Below are 25,276 nucleotides of genomic sequence, written 5' to 3'. Positions count from 1 at the left end.
TTTTTTCAACCAAACTCAAACCAAAGGTGAATCATATGACGGAACTTAACGGGACAGAAATAGCATCTCCTTTACTTACCTATGACGAGGCCGTGAACTGGATCAATGGCCTTATTCCTTTTGGCATCCGACCTGGATTGGAACGAATCGAGGGATTGATGTCATTGCTGGGTAATCCTCACCAGCGTCTCAAATTTATTCATGTCGCGGGAACGAACGGCAAAGGTTCGACTTGCGCTTTTTTGACGTCAGTGCTTCTTCAGGCGGGATATGATGTTGGAACGTTTACGTCCCCTTATATCACCAAATTCACAAACCGTTTTCAGTACAACGGTGAGGATATCCCGGAAGAAACGTTGCTCAAAATCTCAAACCGCCTGTATCCATTGGTTCAAGAGATGGCTTCAACTCCCCTTGGATCACCTACGATGTTTGAGGTATCTACAGCAATCGCCCTTCTGTATTATGCGGAAGAGTGCTACCCTGACATTGTAGTATGGGAGACAGGGCTCGGGGGAAGGATGGACGTAACGAATATTGTTACACCCGTGGTATCGGTCATTACCAATATCGGTATGGACCATACGGATGTACTGGGAGATACGATTGAGGCGATTGCTGGAGAGAAGGCGGGTATTATTAAGGCGGGGGTACCCGTTGTTACCTGTGCCACGCAGCCAGAGGCTGTGAAGGTGATCCAGGAGACGGCAGAGCGGCTGCGTTCAACCGTGTATCTACCGGGAGATCGTTTCTCCTATCATAGACTGGACAGTGATGAGAACGGACAATCTTTTCATTTTACAGGACCGTTCCGTGATCTGGACGCTCGTATTCGCATGCAGGGCGTACATCAATGCGACAATGCAGCGGGCGCACTTATGGTACTAGAGTTGCTTCGCCAATACATGGCATTTATGCTGGATGATGAAGATATTGCGCTTGGACTGGAACATGCCTTCTGGGCAGGACGGTTCGAGAAAGTGGTTGATCAGCCCCGCATTGTTCTGGATGGAGCGCATAATCCGGAGGGGGCCGAATCGCTGGCCAAGAGCATTATCGACGTATATCCTCACAACAAGTTAATTTTGATGATGGGCATGCTGGCGAATAAGCATCACGAAGCGTATTTGCAGCATATACTGCCACTAGTGGATACGCTGATCCTGACCGAGCCAGATTTCCGACGCAAAATGGATGCAGCCGAATTGCTGCAGATCGTCGAACGGGTACGTCCCGCCATTGCGAAACCGGAGCTGGAAATCATCGTCGAGCCCGAATGGGTAAAGGCACTTGATCTATTGAAGTCACGGACGGAAGCGGAAGATCTGGGGGTGGTGTCCGGCACATTGTACCTGATTGCAGATGTGCGGGCAGCCCTTTTGCATCAAACCGATTCTGAAAAAGGTTGGTGAAAGTTTTGTTAAATACATCGGAACACGTTCATTTTATAGGGATTGGCGGATATGGCATGAGTGCCATCGCGAGAGTTATGCTTGAGATGGGATACACCGTTACCGGATCGGATGTCGCTTCACAGGAGTTGACCGAGAAGCTGGCAGCCAAGGGAGCGAAAATATATATCGGACATACGGCAGAGCATGTAAACGGGGCAGACCTGGTTGTCTACTCCACGGCAGCTCCAGCTGATAATGTGGAACGGGTAGCAGCTGAAAAGCTGAACATCCCGATTCTGCATCGCGCCCAGATGCTCGCGCGTTTGCTGAACGAGCGCAAAGGTGTGGCTGTAGCCGGGGCTCATGGCAAAACAACCACGTCATCCATGATTGCACTCGTTATGGATAAATGTGATACAGACCCGACATACATCATTGGCGGGGAAATCATGAACGTGGGCACCAACGCCAAGGCAGGCCAAGGCGACTGGGTTGTTGCAGAGGCGGACGAGAGCGACGGTTCATTTTTGCAGTATCACCCTTGGCTCGGTATTGTGACTAATATTGAAGCGGATCACCTTGAGAACTATAACAGTGATTTTGAAGAACTCAAAAAGGCTTATGTGCAGTTCCTGAGTCAGATTCGTCCAGAAGGCACGGCCATTGTATGTGCTGACGACGAGAATGTTCAAGCCATTTTACCGGAGCTGAAATCACGGGTGACCACATACGGCATTGATTATGCTGCTGATTATACAGCAACAGATATCGTGCTTGGCGACCGCCGAATTTCCTTTACGATGAGCCATCAGGGCAATGTGTTGGGTAAGGTGGAGTTGTCAGTTCCAGGTAAACATAACGTTTATAATGCGATGGCTACGGTTATTACCTGTCTGGAAGCAGGTATTCCATTTGAGAAAATTACAGCCGCCATTATCCAGTTCCATGGAGCGAAACGCAGATTCCAGGTGCTGGGTGAGGCGCGTGATATGCTGATTATTGATGATTATGCTCATCACCCGACCGAGATTGAGGCTACAATCAGTGCGGCCAAAGCAACAGGGAAACGTATCATTGCGGTATTCCAACCACAGCGTTACACACGTACGTTCTTCCTGCTTGATGCGTTCAGTCGTGCCTTTGCAGAAGCAGATGAGGTTCTCATTACCGATATCTATTCCCCTGCGGGCGAAAAACAGATTGAAGGTGTTCACTCGGCTAGGCTGGTTGAACTCATTGTTCAAAACAGTAATGCTTCTGCGCGTTATCTTCCGACAAAGGAAGAAGTTGTTGCAGATCTGCAGAACCGTCTTCAGCCAGGCGATCTTGTGCTCACGATGGGTGCAGGTGATATCTGGAAAGTTGGCGATACACTTGCCAAAGGGTTGAAATAATTACAATCATAAAACCGTCTGACTTCATTTCGAAGCAGGCGGTTTTTTTGCATGAAATGGAATGTTTCTAATTCTCTCCGCATATAGCTGTTATAAATGGGACAAAGGAGAGGGTACGGGGTGAGCAATGCTAGAATGACGTTTCGCTTTGGGGATAACGAGTCGGACAAGCCTGAAAACAAGGGGATACCCACATCCAGCACATTTGTAGCTTTGAGTGAAGAAATTCCGCACAGTCCAACGCCAACACCAACGCGGTTGAATTCAACGCCTTCATGGACACCAGAGGATATTCCCGGTGACTGGGGAGAGACGATACTGACAGGCTCCACTGTACCTGAACCTTACCAAAGAACGGACAAGGATTCGAAACTCGATGAGCCTGGATATAATTATAATCATCTTACTGCGTATCCGGGAGATGAGGACGAGAACAGATCGGACGAGAATTATGGAGGTCATGATTGGCTTGCAGATAGTGAAAACTACTCTTATAAGCGAAATCGTCCCCCAAGGGGCTGGAAAATGATTGGTTCAGTAACGGGTGCACTTGTAACCGGTGCCCTCTTCGGCATGGTAATTCTTTCTTTTTTTAATCGTGAAGGTGCCGTAGACCCTGGGAGCAAGATCCCTGCCAATCAGGCGGTATCGGCCGTAACAGGTCAGCAGGGAGTGGCAGGTTCGGAACAGCAGCTCCAGGCAACGACTACAGGTGGCAGCTATTATGCCCTGCAATATGGTGTGTTCAGTTCTCCTGAACGCGCTGAACAGGCGAAGGTGGAACTGTCCCAGGCAGGCATTGCCGCAGGCTCCGACCCGGAGGATGGTAATCGGGTGTATGCTGGCATTTCGGCTGACCGTGAGGAGGCCAAGCTGCTCAGCTCAAGGCTTAAGGCCGAAGGAGTGGAGCTGTACGTCAAGGAAATCGTCAACCCAGAAGTGAACCCGGCAGTATTTGGCGGAAAAGCAGAGGATGTGCAGCAATTCTTCGCAAGTGGATCTGCTTTGGTTGAACAACTGTCTACCCTCTCGATCCAGCAACTTGGTCAGTCTGTTCCAGAAGCCGTCTCAACCGAAACGATGACCTCATTACAGAACCAGCATCAGCTCTGGCTGACCGGTTTGAATAGTATTGCACCAGGCCTGAGTGCAGACGTGCAACCCTATGTATCGGCGATGGGAAAATCGATGGCCAGTGCGGTAACAGCAATTGCCGAATACAACAAAAATCCGGCTAATGTGCATATGTGGTCTGTACAGTCCGATCTGATGGAATATGTATTACAACAAAAAAAATGGCTTGAAGCGATAAAACAGTAATCACCGCTTTCCCATAACACAGCCTTGAAATACCTATCCGGCAAGGAACTGGAAATAGTTCCCCTTGCCGGATTTGTGTTTGTATTGACGTACAAAACCCCGTATAATAATGTGGGTGTCAAAAAATGGCGAGGGAAGATCACCGATGAAAAAAAACTTCGGCATGTTATTGCTGTTTCTGCTGCTCGGCTGGCTAGCCGGTGCGTGGATCGCCAAGGCACTGCAGCCTGTAAAGGCCGTTGCCTTTCTAACGAAAGCCACGACCATTCGTTGGTCGCCGCAGGCTGATCTGGATATTATCAGTTATGATATTTCACTTCAATTTCAAATGAGCCTCCTGAGTCTGATCGGTATTATTGCTGCTGTATGGCTGTATCGCAGGTTATAGGAGAATGACGAATTTTGACGAAGAAACTAAAAAAATGATATCTACTAGCGTGATCCGACAGGATGTCGCCGTAGCTTAAGGGGCCGGTTATTTTGGATAAAACACAACAGCGTCGTATTATTCTGGCTTCCACTTCGCCGCGGCGTAAAGAACTGATCGCATCACTCCATCTAGCTTTTGAAGTAATACCAAGTCACGCCGATGAAGATACACCGCCGGAATGGACTCCTGAACAGACGGTACAGGAGCTTGCGATGCGTAAGGCGCTTGCCGTTTATCGCGGGCTGGAAGGTCGCGAACAGGATGCTGTTATTGTTGGTAGTGACACTGTTGTCGTTCTGGATGGTGATATTCTTGGTAAACCCGTAGACGAAGCGGACGCTGAACGAATGTTATCTCGTCTACAGGGGCGTGTACACCGTGTTTTCACGGGAGTAGCTTGTATCGATGCAAGTAATGGACAATCCATGGTTCAATATCGACAGACTAATGTAACGATGAAGGAACTGTCTGAAGCTACGATTCGTGCGTATGTTCAGACTGGAGAGCCTTCGGACAAGGCGGGATCATATGCCATTCAGGGCATTGGTGCTTCATTGATAGAACGTGTTGAAGGATGTTATTTCAATGTGGTGGGCCTACCGTTGTCCTTGCTAAGCGACATGCTGGATGGATTCGGCGTACATGTATTGCCACGTATATGAATTTCCACAATTGACGATCTGAAAAGAGGGAACATATGGAGTCGCCTCAATATATGATGCGCGACATCCCCCAGGAAGAACGCCCGAGAGAACGCATGATGGAATATGGGGCGGGCGCCTTAAGCCATGCTGAATTGCTGGCGATCTTACTTCGAACAGGTACAAGACAGGAATCCGCAGTGCATATGGCACAGCGGATTCTGACTGAAGCGGGTGGAATTCGCTCGTTGATGGATTTGAGCCTGGAAGAACTGACTGCGATGAAGGGTATCGGCATGGCCAAGGCTGTACAGCTGAAAGCTAGCATTGAGCTTGGTCATCGGATTGCGAAGAGCAGACTTACACAGTCAACTTCAATTCGTACCCCACGTGATGCGGCCGATATCCTTACCGAACAATTGCGTTACTTGCAGAAAGAACACTTTGTGTGTCTTTTCCTGAATAGCAAAAACCACATTATTGCCCAGGAAACACTCTCCATGGGTAGCCTTAACGCTTCGATTGTTCATCCGCGTGAAGTGTTCCGGGCTGCCATCAAATGCAGCAGCGCCTCTATTGTGTGCGCACACAACCATCCCAGTGGTGATCCTACGCCTAGTCCAGAGGACATCCAAATAACCAAAAGACTGATCGAAGCCGGCGAAATTGTAGGCATAGACGTGCTGGATCACATTATTATCGGAGATGGAACGTACGTAAGTTTGAAGGAGAAGGGCTTAGTATAATATAATGGTTGGCGTTGATGTTTTCCTATGAATGTTGACGGCGTTGTCCGTAGAAGATAGGTTCACTTTACAAATGCAAAACAATGCAACACAAAACAAATGCGAATATTAGCTCCACCATTATGGTGGTAATGAAAATGAAATGCTCTTGATTTACTGGGGCGGCTATATGAGGCAGAAAAGGAGATTACGTCATGTTTGGTGGTTTTACGAAAGATTTGGGTATTGATTTGGGGACAGCGAATACGCTGGTTTATGTACGTGGAAAAGGAATTGTGGTGCGCGAACCTTCGGTTGTCGCTATACGGACAGATACAAAAACTATCGAGGCAGTAGGTGAAGCCGCCAAAAAAATGATTGGACGTACACCAGGTAACATTCGTGCCATTCGTCCAATGAAAGATGGCGTTATTGCCGATTTCGATACAACGGCAACGATGATCAAATATTTCATCCGTGAGGCGCAGAAACAACGCTCCATGTTCCAACGTCATCCGAACGTGATGGTATGTGTACCATCCGGGATTACTGCAGTAGAACAACGCGCGGTTGAAGATGCAACCAAACAGGCTGGAGCACGTGAAGCCTATACGATTGAAGAGCCTTTTGCAGCTGCCATTGGTGCAGATCTGCCTGTATGGGAACCAACGGGTAGTATGGTTGTCGATATTGGTGGCGGTACAACGGAAGTGGCTGTCATCTCTCTTGGCGGTATTGTAACAAGTCGTTCGGTTCGTGTAGCGGGTGACGAGATGGACGAATCCGTGATTCAATACATTAAACGCCAGTATAATCTGATGATCGGTGAACGTACATCGGAGCAGTTGAAAATGGATATCGGATCAGCTATGCCGCTTGAGCAAGTGGAAACAATGGAAATTCGTGGACGCGACCTCGTTACAGGCCTGCCGAAGACGATTACGATTACTTCGGATGAAATCAGCGAAGCTCTGGCGGATACGGTGAATGCCATTGTTGAAGCTGTAAAAGTAACATTGGAGAAATGTCCTCCTGAGTTGGCAGCAGATATTATGGACCGTGGTATTGTTCTCACAGGTGGCGGCGCATTGCTTCGCAATCTGGACAAGCTGCTTGCTGGTGAGACAGGAATGCCTGTTATCGTAGCAGAGAACCCGCTTGATTGCGTTGCAATCGGAACAGGTAAAGCGCTTGAGAATATTCATTTGTTCAAGAGCAGAAGCAGTTCGGCAGTTCGTTCCAAACGTTAATTGATATATGCTATGCTTGGCTCGTTTATCGACCAAGGGGCATGATATCAACGAAGAGGACCCGGTTAACCCCGGGAGAGCTATTACCCGCATACCCGGGGAGAATCGACTGATATTCTCGATGGGACTATAAGTCTGACAGTCTCCCCGCCGGGCATGGCTCGGAAGAGAATAATGGATGTTAGAGGGTGGTCGAACTGTTTAAACTGCTGGGTAACAAAAGACTTTTTGTTTTGCTGGTGGGCCTTGTTACATTTATCGCGTTAATGGGCTTTACGCTCGGTCCGCGAACCGCTCTATCCTGGCCGGAGAAATTCCTGAAGGATTCAGTCGGATTTGTACAATACGTATTTTACAAGCCCGCTTCTTCTGTAGCGGGCTTTTTCAAAGATTTGGCGAACATGCGTACGGTATATCAAGAAAATGAAGAGCTTCGCATTGCAATGGGTCACTATACCCGAGATCGGCTGAAATACAATGATATGGAGCAGGTGAATGAACAGCTCCAGAAAGCTCTCAATTTTACAGAGGAACAAAAAAATCGGTATAACTACGGTTCACGAATTGCTCAAGTCATCAGTGCTAACTCTGACCCGAACAGCAGAACGATTAATATCGATATTGGTGAAAATGCGGGAATCAAGGCTGGAATGGCTGTTACTTCGCAAGAGGGGCTGGTTGGGGTTGTCAGTCATGTCAGTTCATATACGTCAACGGTTAATCTGTTAACATCCATGGACGCCAATGATCCAACATCCAACGCCATTGCAGCTACAGCGGTTGGTAAAGAAAAAGTGTTTGGTATGATCGAGAGTTATGATCCAAAGACCGGCATGCTCAAAATGACCAAGATCTCGGAAGATTCAGATATCAAAAAGGGTGATGAAATCATCTCCTCCGGGATTATCAACAATTTTCCGAAGTACATGCGTATTGGAAAAGTGGAGAAGGTTGAAGTTGGGGAATATGGTTTGACACGGACTGCGATTATTAAGCCATATGCAAGCTTTCTGGACTGGAAAGAGCTGATTGTGATTATCCCACCTGAGGTAAAAGAATAATGGTAACGCGCAAGCAAGTCTTATTCCTGTTACTGTTCGTTTTGTTCATTGTTGAGGGAACGATCCTTCCGCTGCTCATTCCTTCGGCCTGGCAAATGCGTATTTCTGCCAACCTGGTCTACATCGTGATTTTGTTTATTGCTGTATATCATCATCGGCACACGGCGTTGGTGCTTGGCATATTATTTGGACTCTTGCACGATGTCGTATTCTACGGCGAAATGATTGGACCATACGGATTCTCGATGGGATTATCGGCATATATGATGGGACTTATTTTTCAAGCGCCGCGTGCACCACTGCCGGTTATGGTTTCCGTCGTCCTTTTGGGAAGTCTGCTGAATGACACCATGTTATTCTTTCTGTACAAGCTCTTCCAACTCAATCATGTGACATTTGACTGGGCATTGCTTGAATACATGATTCCCAATTTGTTCATTCATTTTGTGTTCGCGCTGATCATTTATGTTCCTCTTCGGAAACAACTGGAGCGGATTGGTAAGAGAAAGAGCAAAGCACAAGAAGCTTCTTGATACATTTTATGGAGTGAGAAGCAGGAACTTGGGGACCCGGGCACGAAATGTAATGAGATGGGAGGGACAGGCTTATGACGGTAAAATCGAATCACGTAACGATTAAAGGCATCCGAGACGGCCTGGTTTTCCTGTTGGACGATCAATGTGAATTCGAGGAATTGCTCTACGAGCTCCGCTATAAGCTGGAACACAGCCATCAAAATATTTTAACCGGACCGATTGTTCATGTGGATATCAAACTGGGCAGCCGCGAAGTGACGGAGGACCAGAAAGAAGCAGTTCTTGATATATTGAAACAAAAAGGGAATTTGCTCATTCGTTCCATTGACTCACCGGCCCTTAAACCAGAGGTTAAAGGGCCGCCGCCGATTGTAACCATGTGTGGTATGGTACGTTCGGGTCAGGTGCTTCATCATGAAGGGAATCTACTGTTTCTTGGTGATATCAATCCGGGGGGCACAGTAACGTGTACCGGAGATATATATGTTTTGGGTTCACTCAGAGGCATGGCTCACGCTGGAATTGGTGGGGACGAAGACTCGATCATTGCTGCTTCGGTGTTTGCACCAACGCAGCTGCGGATCGCTGACATCATCAGCCGTCCTCCCGATGAGTGGGAGAGCCGAGAGACCGGAATGGAATTTGCTTATTTACAGGACAATCAGATGCAGATCGACAAGATGAGCAATATCGTTCGGTTGCGCCGAGATTTTAATGTGTTTAAAGGAGTGTAGCTCATGGGAGAGGCGATCGTGATCACTTCGGGTAAAGGCGGCGTGGGTAAAACAACCACCTCGGCAAACATCGGGACAGCGCTGGCGCTGCTCGGCAAAAAGGTTTGTCTGGTAGATACCGATATCGGCCTTCGCAATCTGGATGTCGTGATGGGACTCGAAAACCGGATCATTTATGATCTGTGCGACGTTGCAGACGGCCGCTGCCGACTGAATCAGGCTTTGGTCAAAGATAAACGTTTTGAAGAATTATATATGCTGCCTGCAGCACAAACGAGAGATAAGAACTCTGTGTCACCAGAACAAGTGAAGGATATTATTCTCGAACTAAAAAAAGATTTTGAATACGTCATTATTGATTGTCCAGCCGGAATTGAGCAGGGGTTCAAAAATGCGGTTGCAGGAGCTGACCAGGCCATTGTGGTCACTACACCAGAAAATGCGGCTGTGCGTGATGCGGACCGTGTCATTGGTTTGCTGGAGAGTTCGCACATTAAATCGCCAAAATTGGTTGTGAACCGTATCCGTAACAATATGGTCAAATCAGGCGACATGCTCGACATTGACGGCATTTTACAAGTACTTAATATTGATCTGATCGGGATCGTTCCTGATGATGAACTTGTCATCAAGGCAGCCAACTCGGGAGAGCCCACAGTAATGAATCCGGATTCACTTGCGGCCATTGCCTATCGAAATATTGCCCGTCGTATTCTGGGAGATACCGTTCCTCTGATGCAATTGGAGCAAAAAAAGGGTGCTTTCACACGTTTTAAGAAGTTTTTTGGAATGGGTTAACTGGCTCTTCCTTATCACATTTATGTATGACAGCCGTGGCCCTCAAGCCCGGCTTTTTGATTATTATGGAGCCTTTGATTAAAGGCGACTTGTATAGAACAGGATATGTACTTCACAGGAGGACTCCACGGTGTGGGGTTATTTTTGCTTCCAGCCGAAGCTTGTTCATATTATGAACGAGCCCCTCATAAGATGTAGTAAACAAGCCTCGGCGGGAGGACATTCCATGAATACGAAACTCAGAATCAAGCAGAGAAGAGAAGAGCGCATTCGGCGGTTAATGGATGGTGCTACGGAAGAAATTATGCAGCAGCGAGAATCGGGCTCGGTATCCGATAAGCGTTCATCTGCGCAACGTAATCCTTTCTCGTCTATGGATATACAAGAAAATCTACGAACGGCAAGATCTTCGTTGGCGGAACAGGAAAGAGATCCGGAGTGGCTGTGGAAAAAAGAGAATGGGCATTATGGTCCTGGCGGCCATCCACGCTTTAATCTGATGAAGTCATTCGTGGGACGAACGGTGGTTAGCATTTTATTATTCGGCGGTGTCTGGGGATTGTTTCAGTTGAACACCTCATGGACGACACCTGCCAAAACCGTAATCGCCGATGTGCTGCATCGGGATATGGATTTTGCTTATGCTGCTGCTTGGTACGAACGGCATTTTGGTGGAACGCCGTCATTCCTGCCTGTTCTTGGACATACCACCGATCCTGTGAACGGCTCGGGAATTCGACATCTGCTCGGCAAACCGATCTCGGGAACTGTCGTTCAGCCTTTTGCTCTGAGCATGAAAGGCATTGAGATTGTTCCTGAAGCTGGCGGTACGGGACTTATTCAAGTAGTTAGTTCAGATGCCGGACGAGTACTTCAAGTATTGGATGATCCGGAAAATGGGACAACGGTTGTAATCCAGCACTCGGGTCAAGTCACAGCGATATACGGACGCTTGAACGAGAGTGAAGTCCAGGTGAATGATTGGGTAGAAGCGGGTGACGCGGTCGGCAGCCTAAAGGAGACTGGAAATGATCAACCTGCCACATTGTATTTCGCTGTAAAAGAGGGCGAGCAGTACGTAGACCCTGCGGAAGTGGTTGCCCTTGATTAGGTTGTGGGGTGTACGTATCTCGTTTCATCCTTTTTTTGTGATTATCATGATGGCTTCCCTGTTGACTGGCAACTTTATTGAACTCATCACGCTGTTTGCCATCGTTTTTATTCATGAATGTGGACATGCTGCAGCGGCAGCCCTTCTGGGCTGCCGTGTCCTTTCGATACAGATGCTTCCTTTTGGCGGCGTCGCCGTTATTGAGGATGCCGGAAATATTACAGCCCGGCGGGAGATCATTATCGCTTTGGCAGGTCCTTTTCAAAATATGCTCATGGTTGGAATCGTTTTGTTGCTGAAGTATGGGAACCTGGGAGACCCGCTTTTTTTGGATTATATTATACAGGGGAATCTGTTGATTGCCCTATTTAACCTGCTACCCGTGTTGCCGCTGGATGGCGGTAAAATTGTACAGGCACTCGTTAGTCTTGCTGCTCCCTACTATACGACATTGATGTGGACTTACAGAATCAGCATTCTGTGTAGCGCAGGGGTTATCTTGGTTGCCATCGGTCGCTGGTTTACCGGTGATTACGGGCTGCCGTTAAATATCCTGTTAATCGGAATTTTTCTGTTCTATTCCAATGTGACCGATTACCGAAATATTCCCTACCGGTTTATCCGATTTCTAATGAATCGTGAAAGTGCATTCACCCGTCATGCGTCTACAGGCAGTTTGGCGCAGCCGATAATCTCATTTCCGGCGAAACCTTTGGAGACTATTTTGCGTCTATTAAAGAGAGAAAGATACCATATGATATATGTGATGAATAGACAGGGAAGAATCATGGCCGTTTTGCCTGAGCAGCGAATCATCGGTTCTTATTTCAAACAAGACACGGATAAGTTGTAGCATCTTGGTGGATCTATCATGAATTGGGTTAATACATGTACAATGAGTATGCAAAGATACAGAATGGATGTGGATGAATTGAATTGTCTTCTAGAGGTGAAGCCATGAAACAAATGATTGTACATAATGAACATAACCTCATGCAAATGGCGCTTCTGGAAGAAGGCAAAGCTGTAGAATTCATGGCAGAGCGTACACGCGAGCGTGGACTGCTGGGTTCGTATTTCAAAGGACGGGTAGTGAACGTGTTACCAGGTATGCAAGCTGCTTTTGTGGATATCGGTCAGAAAAAGAATGCTTTTCTGTATGTGGACGATGTATTGCATCCCAATCTGGAGAAACAACCCAAAGTGAAGCCTTCAATTTCGGAGCTGCTTCGTCCAGGTCAGGATGTAATCGTCCAGGTCCTGAAGGAGCCAGTAGGAAGCAAGGGAGCCCGGGTGACGACTCATTATTCGCTGCCGGGCCGCTGGCTTGTCTACATGCCTTTAGCGGACTATGTAGCCGTCTCCAAGAAAATTGCCCGTGAGGGCGATCGTTCCCGCCTCAAAACGCTGGGTGAACAACTGAGACGGGACGAAGAGGGGCTTATCATACGAACCGTATCCGCAGAGGAACAGAGGGAAGCCATTCAGGCCGACCTGGAAACATTACGTGAGCAGTGGCGTCTGATTCGTGAAAAAGCGGATAGTTTGCCTTCACCAAGCCTGCTGCATCGAGATCACAGTATGGTTCAGCGGATCATTCGTGATGTGTATACGCCTGGCAGCGATGAAGTCATTACGGATAATGAAGCACAAGCCCGTGAATTGAGTGCTTTGCTGGAGGAGATCTGTCCAGGCCATCAACCTAAAGTACAGGTGTACAGGGGAGAAGAATCAATTTTTGCTGCTTATCGTGTGCAGGAGCAGTTGAACAGGGATTTCGCCCGCAAGATATGGCTGCCTGGAGGCGGATATATTGTCCTTGATCATACCGAAGCGCTCACTGTAGTCGATGTCAATACAGGCAAGTACACGGGAGCAGGCGGCGACAGTCTGGAAGAGACCGTAACGGAAACGAACATGCAGGCAGCGGTTGAGATCGCCCGTTTAATGCGTCTTCGGGATATCGGTGGCATGATTATTGTGGACTTCATTGATATGGAGGAAGCGATGAATCGGCATGAAGTTGCGGCAACGCTGGAAAATGAACTCAAGAAGGATCGAACCAAGGCTTTTGTAATGGGTTGGACCAAGCTGGGATTGCTCGAACTTACCCGTAAAAAGGTACGAGAAGAGAGCACGCTCCCTTACGTGGAGCCGTGTTCTTCCTGTCATGGGACAGGCAAAAGATATATTTCGCCGTTGCATTGATTTTTAGTATAGTTGGTGGTATAATCATCAGGTATGTGTTTAGCCTATTGGTCTTGCACATGCTGTAACCGCACTGGCCGGGTACAAGAACAGTTCCGCAAGGACACTGTCACCTGAGACCGGGCGAGTCTGAGACATGAGGAGGTGCAAGGCAAATGTACGCAATTATTGAAACAGGTGGTAAACAGTACAAAGTCCAAGAGGGCGATGTTCTGTTCATCGAGAAATTGACTGCGAACGATGGCGAAAGCGTAACGTTCGACCGTGTCCTGGCTGTATCTAACGATCAAGGTTTGACAGCAGGTACACCATTGGTTTCCGGAGCAACTGTAACGGCTAAAGTGGAGAAACATGGCAAAGGACAAAAGGTTGTTGTATACAAATACAAACCTAAAAAGAACTACCATGTGAAGCAAGGTCACCGTCAACCGTATACAAAAGTAACTATCGAAGCAATCAAAGCGTAAGAAGGTGCGATAAGTGATTATCGTTCAAATCTTTCGTAATGATGACGGGAGCATCGATCGTTTCTCCATCAAAGGGCATGCTAATTTTGCCAAGCGAGGAGAAGACATCGTATGTGCCGGGGTATCCGCTGTTACAGTGGGTACGGTGAACTCGATTGAAACACTGACTGGTGTCGAAATGGACGCCAAGATGAAGAATGGCTTTTTAAGCGCTTCTTTACCGGTGCTGGAGAAAGACGGAACCTGGTCCCAGGTACAATTGCTACTCGAATCCATGGTGCTTATGCTCACTGATATTGCAGAGTCATACGGAAAGTATATTCAGATAGAGCAAGTCAAATAATCAAAGAAGGAGGACAACCAATCATGTTGAAATTAAATCTTCAGTTATTCGCATCGAAAAAAGGTGTAGGTTCCACGAAGAATGGTCGTGACAGTAACGCACAACGCCTTGGCGTTAAACGTGCTGACGGACAAACAGTAACTGGTGGTAGCATTCTCGTTCGCCAACGCGGAACGAAAATTCACCCAGGTACTAACGTGGGTATCGGTAAAGATGACACTTTGTTTGCGAAAGTTGACGGCGTTGTGAAATTCGAACGTTGGGGACGCGATCGTAAAAAAGTAAGCATCTACCCTGTGAATGTTGCTCCAGTAGCAGCTGCAGTAGAAGCATAATATCGGCATTCCGCCTAAGGAGCCTTCGGCATTTTTGCCGGAGGCTTTTTGTATTTATAGGTTATTCGATAATGAACTGGCAGAAAAGACATGTTATACTTGGTTACGGTGGGGTTTAAACCAACCGAGTTTTGTAGAACGGGGAGAAGCCATGAAATCTTGGAAAAGAGTGCCCTGGATTGCGGCATGTTCACTTCTGATTCCTTTGGTTTTCGTTATGCTGTATCCAGTGATTATTTCAATAGCTGTATACGCATTGTGGTCCGTCGCGGTGCTTTTTGTTTCTGTGAATGTGATGAAGAGACAAGCAGAGGCGGAACGCAGAACCATCATACAATCTATGGAAAAGACAGCAATTGCATCATTAAATCATCATAGGCATGATTGGATGAACGATCTTCAGGTATTGTATGGATATCTTAGACTGGGCAAACTTGATAAATCAGTGCAATGTGTGGAAAGAATAGTAGAGCGGGTTAACGAAGAAAGCCGAATCTCCAGATTGGGTATTCCTTCACTCGTATTTTATCTTCAATCTTTCCGGACCAGTGGAGTCGCTCTGGAATTGCATGTGGTCGTAGAGGAAGAGTTGCAGCTTAGTGCTCTGGTCTCTCCCGAGGATGGCGAGTCGCTTACGGGGGCGATTGCCGATGCGATTCGAGCCTATCAATATGGCGGCGGCCGGTCGTCTTGGGGAGAGGTTCGCAAACTGACCTTGAACTTCGGACAGGATCACGGAGATGTGGTTGTCCGGCTGGATGGGGATCAAACACCCGATCCGGAAACATTGCGGCAGCTCAATGCCGTACTCAAAGGAAAAAAAGTCAGAACGGAGCAGCTTCCGTCTGAGGATACGTTTATACAATTCAGAATGCCTTGCGGAATATAGGAAGAAGGGGTTAACCAATGTTTGTAGATAAAGCGAAGATTTATGTGAAAGCCGGAGACGGAGGGGACGGAATTATTTCGTTTCGTCGTGAGAAGTATGTACCGAACGGCGGACCTGCCGGGGGTGATGGAGGCAGAGGAGCTGACATCATTTTCCGTGTGGATGAAGGTCTGCGTACGTTAATGGATTTCCGTTACCAGCGTCACTTCAAGGCCCCTCGTGGTGAGAAGGGACGTAATAAAAGTCAGCATGGCGCGAACGCTGAGAACATGATTGTACGTATTCCACCTGGAACCGTGATTTTGGATGAAGACAGTGGAGAAGTACTGGCTGATTTGACACGTCATGGTCAACAGGTTGTTGTTGCTCGTGGCGGACGAGGCGGACGGGGAAACATTCGTTTTGCCACGCCTAACAATCCAGCGCCAGAACTGGCCGAAAATGGCGAAGAAGGTCAAGAACGTTACATCGTACTTGAGCTTAAGGTCATGGCAGATGTCGGTTTGGTTGGTTTCCCAAGTGTCGGAAAATCCACGCTGTTGTCTGTTGTTTCGGCAGCCAAGCCAAAGATTGGAGCATATCATTTTACAACCATTACACCTAACCTGGGTGTTGTAGGTGTGGGTGAAGGCCGTAGCTTTGTTATGGCCGACTTGCCGGGCCTGATTGAAGGTGCTCACGAAGGTATTGGGCTTGGACATGAGTTCTTGCGTCACGTAGAACGTACACGCATTATCGTTCATGTCGTTGATATGTCTGGTTCAGAAGGACGTGATCCGTTCGAAGACTGGCAGAAAATCAACGAGGAACTCAAATTGTACAATCCTATCCTCGCTGAGAGACCACAAGTTGTAGCAGCCAATAAAATGGACATGCCGGATTCCGAAGCTAATCTCGAAGAGTTTTTGCAGAAGGTTCGTGAAGTTCAACCGGATATTGAAGTTATGCCTATTTCGTCCCTGACACGGAAAGGGATTCAAGAGCTCCTGTATCGTGCGGCTGATCTGCTGGATCAAATTCCGGACGAGCCAGTGGTCGAAGAAGTTGCTGACTTATCCGAACGCAAAGTGTACAGCTTAGACAAAAAAGAGGACGATGGTTTCCGTATTGTACGGGAGAATGAAATCTTCGTAGTCGAAAGTGCCAAGATTGAACGTATGATGAAACGGATGCAGCTGAATTCGCATGAAGCGATTCTCAAACTGGCGCGTACATTGCGCTATATGGGTGTGGATGCGGAACTGCGTAAACGCGGAGCTGAAGAAGGCACCATTGTGCGCATTGGCGAGTTTGAATTCGAATTTGTGGAAGGTAGCAGCTACTATTAAGATAGTGCAACCCTTACGAATATAAAGGATTGAAACATATACGCAGAGTAGTGGGAGATTACCCGCTGCTCTGCGTTTTTTTATTTTTCCTTACCTGCACGTGGGATAAACTTGTATACTGTTAGGAATAGTTTTTCAAAAATAGACATGTGAGGTATTGCCCTTTTGAGATAGATCCTTTATAATGTCCACTATATGAATACATGAGTCTTTGAGGAGAGGACGTTCTGTGAATGAACGCTATTACTTAGTACGGGAAGACATTTTGCCAGAGGCTGTGGTGAAGACCATGCAGGTAAAAGAACTGCTAGCTTCCGGGGATGTCAAAACAGTTCATGAGGCGGTTGAACAGGTTGGATTAAGCCGAAGTGCTTTTTATAAATACAAGGATGGCATCCATTTGATCAATCAGCTTGAACGGGAGCGAATTGTGACGATCTCCATTGATTTGGAGCATCAGTCAGGAATATTGTCTCGTGTGCTCGGACATGTAGCTGGTTATGGAGCCAACGTGCTAACCATTAATCAAAGTATTCCGCTCCAGGGGAGAGCCAATGTTGTCATTTCAGTGGAGACATCACACCTCCATGGGGAAATCGGAGAAATGCTCGATCGGATGCAGGATATGCCCGGGGTTCGACGCACGCGCATTGTAGGCCAAGGTTAATTAGACGTTATCGTAAAACGTTTAGGAATAAGTTGTTTGTATGGTTAAATCGTACAGGGGTGAAGGAGAAAAGACATTGGGGGTAGATCGTTAGTGAAACCGGTAAAAGTGGGGTTGTTGGGTCTGGGTACGGTGGGGACTGGGGTCGTTCGCATCGTGGAAGGAAATCAGGAGGATTTGAGCAGTCAGGTTGGATCACCGATCGTTATAGAGAAGATTGCAGTGAAGAATACGGAAAAAGATCGTGTCATTGCTGTAGACCGTGCGAAGCTCACTGAAGATCCTTGGGAAGTCATTCGTCATCCAGATATTGATGTTATCGTGGAAGTTATGGGTGGCATTGATCAGACCAAAGAGTACATTCTTGAAGCACTGGAGCGGGGTAAGCATATTGTAACCGCGAACAAGGATTTAATGGCTCTGCACGGTTCCGAGATTTTGGCCAAGGCACAGGAAAAGCAATGTGATGTATTCTACGAAGCGAGTGTGGCTGGGGGCATTCCGATCATCAGAACGCTGATTGAAGGTTTCTCATCCGACCGGATTACCCGCATTATGGGGATTGTGAACGGAACAACGAACTTTATTTTGACCAAAATGAGCCAGGAAGGCGCCTCATATGAAGAGGTTCTGGCCGAGGCTCAAGCACTCGGATACGCAGAAACCGATCCAACTTCGGATGTCGAAGGACTCGATGCAGCTCGCAAAATGGCGATTCTGGGCACTTTGGGCTTCCGTACCAATGTGGAACTGAAAGACGTAACCGTTAAGGGGATTACATCCGTAACCCGTGAAGATATTACGTATGCCAAAAGACTTGGCTATGAGATGAAGCTACTGGGTATCGCAGATCGTCGGGATGATGAGATCACCATTAGTGTTCAGCCAACGATGGTTAGACAGAATCATCCGATTGCATCCGTCAATGGGGTGTTCAACGCTGTGTATGTACATGGCGAAGCTGTAGGTGAGACGATGTTCTACGGTGCGGGTGCAGGTGAGCTTCCGACGGCAACTTCTGTAGTAGCGGATATCGTGGCTGTGATCAAAAACCTGAAGCTGGGTGTGAATGGTCTTAAAGCCATTGTGCCTTATAAACAGAAGCGCCTGCAAAGTGACGAGCACATTATGTCGAAAAACTTTATTTTGCTGCATGTAGATGACAAGGCAGGGGTACTGGCGCAGATTACACAAATCTTCGCTGAATACGAAGTCAGCCTGGCTTCAGTCGTGCAACAGCCGAACGAGCATAACCCGGATGCTGAGATCATCATTGTTACGCATAACGCTAGCAAGGCAAGCATGGATAAAGTATTGAAACACTTTGAATCCCTTGCCGTCATTCGTCGCATTAAGAGTGTGTACCGGGTAGAAGGATAATTCGTCCCCAAATTCCGGTTTGAATTTTCAGATCTAAATCCAAGTTTAAGGTACACGTTTAACCATATAGATGTATGCAATCATATTCCTATTATTAACGACAAAGGAGTTTACCCACAATGAGATATCAAGGATTACTGCAAACGTATAGAGAGCACCTTCCAGTTAATGAAAACACGCCACTGCTTACGCTTCATGAAGGAAACACACCCCTGGTTCATGCGGAGAATCTGTCAGAGGAACTCGGATTGAATTTATATTTCAAATATGAAGGTCTGAATCCGACTGGTTCATTTAAAGACCGCGGAATGGTTATGGCTGTTGCTAAAGCGATGGAAGAAGGCAGTCGCACGATCATGTGTGCATCGACAGGTAACACTTCGGCGGCAGCAGCAGCCTATGCGGCTCGTGCTGGTCTGAATTGTATCGTATTGATCCCGAATAACAACATTGCGCTGGGTAAACTGGCCCAAGCTATGATCTATGGAGCAAAGGTAATTGCGATTAATGGCAACTTTGACCGTGCATTGGAAATTGTGCGTGAGATTACAGCCAAACATCCAATTACGCTCGTGAACTCCGTGAATCCGTTCCGAATTGAAGGACAGAAAACGGCTGCATTTGAAGTGATTGAACAGCTTGGTCAAGCACCTGATGTACTCGCAATCCCGGTGGGTAACGCAGGGAACATCTCGGCTTACTGGAAAGGATTCAAGGAGTATAAAGAAGCAGGCAAATCGAATTCCCTGCCACGTATGGTCGGTTTTGAAGCGGAAGGCGCGATGGCGATTGTCAAAGGTGAACCGATTCTTGAGCCTGAAACCGTAGCAACAGCTATTCGAATTGGTAATCCTGCTAGTTGGAAAACTGCTGTAGCTGCAGCTGAAGAGTCTGGTGGACAAATTAATTATGTAACTGACGAAGAAATTCTGACAGCATATCGTACGATCGCCACTCGTGAAGGGATTTTTGCTGAACCTGCATCCGCTGCTTCCGTTGCTGGTGTATACAAACTGAAGAGTGAAGGGTACTTTAAAGGCGGGGAAACTGTGGTTTGTGTACTGACAGGACATGGTCTAAAAGATCCTAATATTGCAATCAAAACGGTAGCGACTGAGCCGCTTGTTGTGGAAGATTCCGAAGAAGCGGTTATGGCGGCAATTGCACAATTGGAGCAACAATCCGTATGAGTTTGCAGCAAAGGGTAACTGTTAAGGTACCTGCAAGTACAGCCAATCTGGGTCCAGGGTTTGATACCCTGGGCATGGCATTGTCTCTGTATGCATGGCTTGAGATGAAACCGGCTGAGCAGACAACATTTCATTTACATGGAGATCATCTGACGGGTTTGCCAACAGATAAATCCAACTTGATATATGAAGTTGCACAGATGGTGTTCAACGAAGCTGGAATCTCCGTGCCGGAGTTGGAGATTTCCATGTATTCCGATATTCCGCTTACTCGGGGACTGGGAAGCAGTGCATCTGCAATTGTGGGTGCGTTGGCTGCTGCTAATGCTTTAATTGGTACTCCGTTATCTGATGCCAAGCTTCTGGACATGGCTACGTCGCTGGAGAAACATCCGGATAATGTAGGAGCCTCGCTATATGGAGGTATCATTACAGCAGCATGGGATGGCAGTCGGGTAGACCATATTCGCATTGAGCCGCATCAGGATTTGCAGACGTTGGTCATCGTACCGGACTTCGAGTTGTCCACTTCGAAAGCAAGAAATGTAATTCCACAGCAGTTTGACAAGTCTGATGTCATTCACAACATAAGCAGATCATCCTTACTCGTTGCAGCTTTGGCAAGTGGGAGATTGGACATGATTCAAAAGGCGATGTCTGACCGGATTCATCAACCCTACAGGGCATCTTTGGTACCCGGTATGGCTGAAATCCTGGAACATGCGGTCAGTCATGGAGCCCTGGGGGCTGCATTGAGTGGAGCCGGACCTACCGTTTTGACGTTGGTAGATCGTCATGATACTCGTAAGCTTGAATTGGAGCAATATTTGATAGACACAATGAGCCGTGAAGGTATCACTGCATCTGCATTGTGGTTGGATCCGGATCTGGACGGTGTTACCGTACTGCCTGATCAAGATGAAAGTCCTTTTATGGACAGAGTTAAAGGGGAAGTTAACGCATGAAACGAATTGCAGTATTACCTGAAGGTTCAGTTTCTCATGAAGCAGTAGATTTTCTGTTTAATGGGGAGCCTTTGGAATTGCTTCATTCCAAACTGATTTCTGATGTTTTCCGGGCTACGGATAGTGGAAAGTCCCAGTATAGTGTCATACCTATTGAGAATACGATTGAAGGCTCCGTTAGTTTGCATATGGACTGGCTGGTTAACGAAGTGGATATTCCGATGCAAGCAGAATGGGTTTATCCATCCATCCAGAATGTCATTGGGCATGGCTCTGAGTTCAGGACAGAGAGTGGTGAATATGATTTCGAGAAAATTACGAAGATCATGTCCCATCCTGTAGCGATTCCGCAGTGCCAGAATTTTATTCGCCTGCATTCACCTGGAGCAGATCTTGAGGGTGTTAACAGTACAGCGGAAGCTGTGGAGATTGTTAAAAAAAATCCTGGCAAAGGCTGGGTCGCGATTGGTACAAGGCTGGCTGCACAGAAGCATGGTTTGGACATTATGGCTGAACGGGTTACCGATCATGACAACAACTATACTCGTTTTGTGTTGATAGGCCATGAGCCTGTTCAGATACCACGAGAGCCTGATCATGTGAAAACCAGTTTGCTGGTTACATTGCCTGAAGATGCACCGGGTGCATTGCATCAGGTGCTTTCGGCTTTTGCCTGGCGGAAGCTGAACTTGACCCGATTGGAATCTCGTCCAACGAAGAAGAGGTTGGGGAGTTATTATTTTTACATTGATGTTGAAGAAAGTGCAGATTCGGTATTGCTTACCGCAGCCATGGCTGAGATTGAGGCTTTGAATTGTCAGGTACGTGTTCTTGGCAGCTATCCGTGTTATACATATCCTTCGTTAAAAACGACCTGAATCAGGACGTACATTGGTGAAGGTTGTCATAAGACTGGTAATGTGTGCAAGAACAGCTTGTCATTTGTTGTCCAATGAACGAGATAAATGTAGTTTCGGAACAGGGGATGGAAATTTTATGGAGGTGCAGTCATCGGTGTCAGAACAATGGATTTACTTGGATGGTCGATATGTGACCAAGGAGAACGCAACCGTTTCGGTATATGATCACGGATTTTTATATGGAGACGGTATTTTCGAAGGTATTCGTATTTATAACGGTAACATTTTCAGATGCAAAGCGCATTTGGATCGTTTGTACGATTCAGCTAAATCCATCAGTCTGAACATTCCGTTGTCTTATGATGAGATGCTGGAAGTGATGGCTGAAACGGTACGTCGCAATGATATGCGTAACGGTTATATTCGTCTGATCGTTTCACGTGGACCTGGTAACTTGGGTCTTGATCCGCTGCGCTGCCCTAAAGCGTCCGTTATTATCATTGTTGAGCAACTCGCGATCTATCCGGAGGAAGCGTATCTTACTGGGTTGAAAGCCGTGTCTGTATCGCAGCGCCGCAACATTCCTGATGCACTTAATCCAAAAATTAAATCATTGAACTATCTGAACAACATTCTTGTTAAAATTCAGTCTAACTATTCAGGTGCCGGTGAAGCGATTATGCTGAATTCCCAAGGTTACGTTACTGAGGGTTCGAGTGATAACATCTTCATCATCAAAAATGGTGTAGTTTATACGCCACCTTGTTATCTTGGTGCATTAGAGGGAATTACACGTCAGGCCATTATCGATCTGTGCGGTGAGCTGGATCTTGATTTAAAAGAAGTGCCATTTACACTACATGATGTGTACATTGCCGACGAAGTCTTCTTCACTGGAACAGCCGCAGAAGTTATTGCTGCATATGAGGTGGACGGCAGAACGATTGGAACGGGTGTTGCAGGTCCTGTAACCTTGAGATTGCTGGAAGCGTTCCGTCAAATTGTCGACAAAGACGGTTACAAAGTTTGGGAAGAATAAAAGGAACGAACTAAATAGGGAAGCAGGAAATCCTTCTTGTCTCAGAAAATCAGCATACCTGGAGTATGCGGTTTTTGGGGCGGGAAGGATTTTTTTTGCTTAGTTGATGTCATTGGCCCAATTTCTGCATAGGATGTAGTAACGGTATGGGCGAATGCACTGCCCAAGTATCACGTCTAGGAGGTTAGTTCCAAGTGAAAATACACATGGTGAAAAAAGGCGACACATTATATCTGCTGTCCCAAAAATATAATGTAGCGTTGGACAAAATTATCGCAGCCAATCCGCAAATTTCAAATCCTGACAAGTTGGAGATCGGCATGAAGGTCAAAATCCCTGCGGAGCCTGTAACACCAAAGCCAGAAGGCGTGTTGCACAGTCATAAAGTCCAGCAAGGAGATTCGTTATGGAAGTTGTCACAGGCTTGGGGAGTTCCGTTGAAAGATATGATCAATGCGAACCCGCAATTGAAAAATCCTAATGCTCTTCTTGTAGGGGAGACCGTGTACATTCCATCAGCGAATGCACCGGGGAATGCGGCTTCAGAGAATGGTGCCTCATCCAATGTTGCTCATGAGAAGCTGTCTCCTGAAGGGAAGGAATACACGGGAGTTAAAGAAGAAACGCCTCCAGTCGTACCAGTAGTCCCAGTACCTGAACCAGCTCCTTTACCGGAAGTCTCCAATGCGATTCCGGCTCCTGTACCTGCAAATCCGGTCGTACCTAATATCAAGCCAGAAGTGGAAGTGTTACCACAGTTACCTGAAATTCCTGAAGAGAAACCGCAGAAGGAAGCTCAGAAGAAAGAAAATACCAAATCTGAAGTGCAATTAAAACCGATAACTGAAGCGCCGACGTATACGATGCCTAATATCTCACCTGAAGTCCTGCCTTTACCTGTAATACCTAACAACACGAAATGGCCTACAGAAGTAGCTCCTGCGACCAAAGCTCCATGTGGTTGCGGCAGTAAAATGCTGCATGCTCCAGCCGAGCATCCCTATGCCCAAGTTCCTGTACCTGCACAAGAGGTATACACTGCTCCACAAAACATGTATACGGCTGGGGCGAACGACAATGCTACATTCCCAGGTATTCCTGAAGTGAGTCCTTACTCCATAGGTAATACATCCAACACGCCTTGGAGCGGCGCGGAGTATAATCATAACAACGTTATGCCAAACGTATCTGCTGAGATGCAGAACAACTCGTATCCGATCGCTCCATCAGGTCAAGTGAACAGCCCATACCCTCCATTTGCGGCCAATGAGCATATGAACCACCAACCGCCTCATATTTCTCCTTACTCTATGCTTCCCTACCCGCCATGCGGATGTGGCAACCATCATATGCCTAACCATCAATACGCACATCCCTCACATAACTACCAGAACCCAGCGTGGGGCACATACAATCCTTATGGGATGCAACCCGAAATGACCACATCCATGATGCCTAATCAGCCATTGGAGTATGCCTATCAAAATCCATACCCTACTCAGAACATGGTGCCGCCGTCTCCATTGGGTGCATTTGGTGAACTGTATCCTCCACAAGGTAAGGGGGGAGGCAAAAAGGGTGGACGTGACGAGGCTAACTTAAGCCAGTCCTCTACAGAGAGTGAGGCTGAGTTTAATCTTGAAGCAAAGCCTAAACAATCAGCCAAAACAGGAACTGCGAAACGCAGAACAGCCAAACCTGCTGCTAAATCTAAATCTAAAGTATCTGTATCCGGGAAACAAGCAAGAGAGCGCACAGGGATAACCACTAAACGTAGTTCTAACAATAAAAAGCGTAGAAATCCCTGGATACAGCAATAACACTGTAAAGTAAACGGAAAACTGTTAATCTTCAAAAGGCCGACTCTGAGAAGAGTCGGCCTTTTGAGTCTGTATGGAGAGCATGGTAATCCTACTATAGTATAGAAGTGTCACGCTTGTAGAATTCTTTAGCAGTTATCAAGAAAATCCATGAATGTGGACGGGATTGTTAGGGGAATAGAGCCTTATATTCGCTATAGTTTTATTGAGGGCATTGGGGACTTAGAATCTATTAAATGTTTTTTTGAAAAAACTATTGCATTGGTTTCGTCAGTATGATATATTATTTAAGTCGCCGCTGAAACACAGCGTTGACAACGAAAAGAGTAACACAAACGAGTTTGATCTTTGAAAACTGAACAACGAGTGAGTAACGATCTTGCTTGCAAGA

Annotated in this window: 26 protein-coding genes and 1 other annotated feature; all 26 genes read left to right on the top strand. The window is 46.9% G+C overall.

Annotated features, from left to right (window positions below; genetic code table 11):
* Positions 1–35 precede the first annotated feature (35 nt).
* The 26 genes from AC4PM4_RS28905 to AC4PM4_RS28780 all read left to right on the top strand — a co-directional run bounded on the left by AC4PM4_RS28905 (position 36) and on the right by AC4PM4_RS28780 (position 24,885).
* On the top strand, positions 36–1,412 hold the full coding sequence (locus AC4PM4_RS28905) for a bifunctional folylpolyglutamate synthase/dihydrofolate synthase (protein ID WP_491615167.1): 1,377 nt from the start codon (positions 36–38) through the stop codon (positions 1,410–1,412).
* Between the two features lie 5 nt (positions 1,413–1,417).
* Complete coding sequence (gene murC, locus AC4PM4_RS28900; RefSeq protein WP_079696597.1) at positions 1,418–2,788, top strand: UDP-N-acetylmuramate--L-alanine ligase; 1,371 nt, start codon at positions 1,418–1,420, stop codon at positions 2,786–2,788.
* Positions 2,789–2,908: 120 nt separating this feature from the next.
* Positions 2,909–4,108 carry an SPOR domain-containing protein gene (locus AC4PM4_RS28895; RefSeq protein WP_063568113.1) on the top strand — a complete coding sequence of 400 codons (1,200 nt, stop codon included), beginning with the start codon at positions 2,909–2,911 and terminating at the stop codon, positions 4,106–4,108.
* 145 nt (positions 4,109–4,253) lie between these two features.
* Positions 4,254–4,496 carry a DUF4321 domain-containing protein gene (locus AC4PM4_RS28890; protein ID WP_024633972.1) on the top strand — a complete coding sequence of 81 codons (243 nt, stop codon included), beginning with the start codon at positions 4,254–4,256 and terminating at the stop codon, positions 4,494–4,496.
* Positions 4,497–4,588: 92 nt separating this feature from the next.
* On the top strand, positions 4,589–5,200 hold the full coding sequence (locus tag AC4PM4_RS28885; RefSeq protein ID WP_090810419.1) for a Maf family protein: 612 nt from the start codon (positions 4,589–4,591) through the stop codon (positions 5,198–5,200).
* A 35-nt stretch (positions 5,201–5,235) separates the two neighbouring features.
* Positions 5,236–5,925, top strand: a complete 690-nt coding sequence (gene radC, locus AC4PM4_RS28880; protein WP_063568115.1) for a RadC family protein — start codon at positions 5,236–5,238, stop codon at positions 5,923–5,925.
* Positions 5,926–6,119: 194 nt separating this feature from the next.
* Complete coding sequence (locus AC4PM4_RS28875; protein ID WP_063568116.1) at positions 6,120–7,154, top strand: rod shape-determining protein; 1,035 nt, start codon at positions 6,120–6,122, stop codon at positions 7,152–7,154.
* 188 nt (positions 7,155–7,342) lie between these two features.
* Entirely contained in the window at positions 7,343–8,215 is an 873-nt protein-coding gene (gene mreC / locus AC4PM4_RS28870; protein ID WP_090810417.1) for a rod shape-determining protein MreC, read from the top strand.
* Positions 8,215–8,748, top strand: a complete 534-nt coding sequence (locus AC4PM4_RS28865; protein ID WP_063568118.1) for a rod shape-determining protein MreD — start codon at positions 8,215–8,217, stop codon at positions 8,746–8,748. The genes mreC and AC4PM4_RS28865 overlap by 1 nt, the downstream gene beginning before the upstream one ends.
* A gap of 74 nt (positions 8,749–8,822) precedes the next feature.
* Positions 8,823–9,485 carry a septum site-determining protein MinC gene (minC, locus tag AC4PM4_RS28860; RefSeq protein ID WP_063568119.1) on the top strand — a complete coding sequence of 221 codons (663 nt, stop codon included), beginning with the start codon at positions 8,823–8,825 and terminating at the stop codon, positions 9,483–9,485.
* 3 nt (positions 9,486–9,488) lie between these two features.
* On the top strand, positions 9,489–10,283 hold the full coding sequence (minD, locus tag AC4PM4_RS28855) for a septum site-determining protein MinD (RefSeq protein ID WP_063568120.1): 795 nt from the start codon (positions 9,489–9,491) through the stop codon (positions 10,281–10,283).
* A 226-nt stretch (positions 10,284–10,509) separates the two neighbouring features.
* Positions 10,510–11,394 carry a M23 family metallopeptidase gene (locus tag AC4PM4_RS28850; protein ID WP_072735409.1) on the top strand — a complete coding sequence of 295 codons (885 nt, stop codon included), beginning with the start codon at positions 10,510–10,512 and terminating at the stop codon, positions 11,392–11,394.
* Positions 11,387–12,247 carry a site-2 protease family protein gene (locus AC4PM4_RS28845; protein ID WP_269055416.1) on the top strand — a complete coding sequence of 287 codons (861 nt, stop codon included), beginning with the start codon at positions 11,387–11,389 and terminating at the stop codon, positions 12,245–12,247. Before AC4PM4_RS28850 ends, AC4PM4_RS28845 begins: the two co-directional genes overlap by 8 nt.
* A 104-nt stretch (positions 12,248–12,351) precedes the next feature.
* Positions 12,352–13,602, top strand: a complete 1,251-nt coding sequence (locus AC4PM4_RS28840; protein WP_063568123.1) for an Rne/Rng family ribonuclease — start codon at positions 12,352–12,354, stop codon at positions 13,600–13,602.
* 56 nt (positions 13,603–13,658) lie between these two features.
* Positions 13,659–13,743 (top strand) — a sequence feature (ribosomal protein L21 leader region).
* A gap of 14 nt (positions 13,744–13,757) precedes the next feature.
* Positions 13,758–14,069, top strand: a complete 312-nt coding sequence (gene rplU / locus AC4PM4_RS28835; protein WP_062328098.1) for a 50S ribosomal protein L21 — start codon at positions 13,758–13,760, stop codon at positions 14,067–14,069.
* 13 nt (positions 14,070–14,082) lie between these two features.
* Positions 14,083–14,412, top strand: a complete 330-nt coding sequence (locus AC4PM4_RS28830) for a ribosomal-processing cysteine protease Prp (protein WP_063568124.1) — start codon at positions 14,083–14,085, stop codon at positions 14,410–14,412.
* 23 nt (positions 14,413–14,435) lie between these two features.
* Positions 14,436–14,747: a 50S ribosomal protein L27 gene (rpmA, locus tag AC4PM4_RS28825; protein WP_024633959.1), complete on the top strand. Its 312-nt coding sequence runs from the start codon at positions 14,436–14,438 to the stop codon at positions 14,745–14,747.
* Between the two features lie 151 nt (positions 14,748–14,898).
* The gene (locus AC4PM4_RS28820) at positions 14,899–15,636 is read left to right on the top strand and encodes a Spo0B domain-containing protein (RefSeq protein ID WP_063568125.1); all 738 of its coding nucleotides are present in this window, start codon (positions 14,899–14,901) and stop codon (positions 15,634–15,636) included.
* Positions 15,637–15,653: 17 nt separating this feature from the next.
* A complete protein-coding gene (gene obgE, locus AC4PM4_RS28815) occupies positions 15,654–16,964 on the top strand; it encodes a GTPase ObgE (RefSeq protein WP_072735406.1) in 1,311 nt (436 codons plus the stop codon).
* 229 nt (positions 16,965–17,193) lie between these two features.
* Positions 17,194–17,631 (top strand): ACT domain-containing protein, encoded by a 438-nt coding sequence (locus AC4PM4_RS28810; protein WP_024633956.1) that lies wholly within the window; start codon positions 17,194–17,196, stop codon positions 17,629–17,631.
* Between the two features lie 93 nt (positions 17,632–17,724).
* On the top strand, positions 17,725–19,011 hold the full coding sequence (locus AC4PM4_RS28805) for a homoserine dehydrogenase (protein ID WP_064635831.1): 1,287 nt from the start codon (positions 17,725–17,727) through the stop codon (positions 19,009–19,011).
* Between the two features lie 119 nt (positions 19,012–19,130).
* Positions 19,131–20,201: a threonine synthase gene (gene thrC / locus AC4PM4_RS28800; RefSeq protein WP_491615165.1), complete on the top strand. Its 1,071-nt coding sequence runs from the start codon at positions 19,131–19,133 to the stop codon at positions 20,199–20,201.
* The gene (gene thrB / locus AC4PM4_RS28795) at positions 20,198–21,166 is read left to right on the top strand and encodes a homoserine kinase (protein ID WP_063568129.1); all 969 of its coding nucleotides are present in this window, start codon (positions 20,198–20,200) and stop codon (positions 21,164–21,166) included. Before thrC ends, thrB begins: the two co-directional genes overlap by 4 nt.
* Positions 21,163–22,044, top strand: a complete 882-nt coding sequence (pheA, locus tag AC4PM4_RS28790) for a prephenate dehydratase (protein WP_491615164.1) — start codon at positions 21,163–21,165, stop codon at positions 22,042–22,044. The genes thrB and pheA overlap by 4 nt, the downstream gene beginning before the upstream one ends.
* Before the next feature lie 136 nt (positions 22,045–22,180).
* The gene (ilvE, locus tag AC4PM4_RS28785) at positions 22,181–23,065 is read left to right on the top strand and encodes a branched-chain-amino-acid transaminase (protein WP_491615163.1); all 885 of its coding nucleotides are present in this window, start codon (positions 22,181–22,183) and stop codon (positions 23,063–23,065) included.
* A 194-nt stretch (positions 23,066–23,259) separates the two neighbouring features.
* On the top strand, positions 23,260–24,885 hold the full coding sequence (locus AC4PM4_RS28780) for a LysM peptidoglycan-binding domain-containing protein (RefSeq protein WP_491615162.1): 1,626 nt from the start codon (positions 23,260–23,262) through the stop codon (positions 24,883–24,885).
* The last annotated feature ends 391 nt before the right edge of the window (positions 24,886–25,276 follow it).

It is taken from the genome of Paenibacillus sp. MDV22-iso6 (assembly GCF_058408365.1).
The sequence above is the reverse complement of the archived record's forward strand: the minus strand, read 5'-3'. Positions and strand labels throughout refer to the sequence as shown.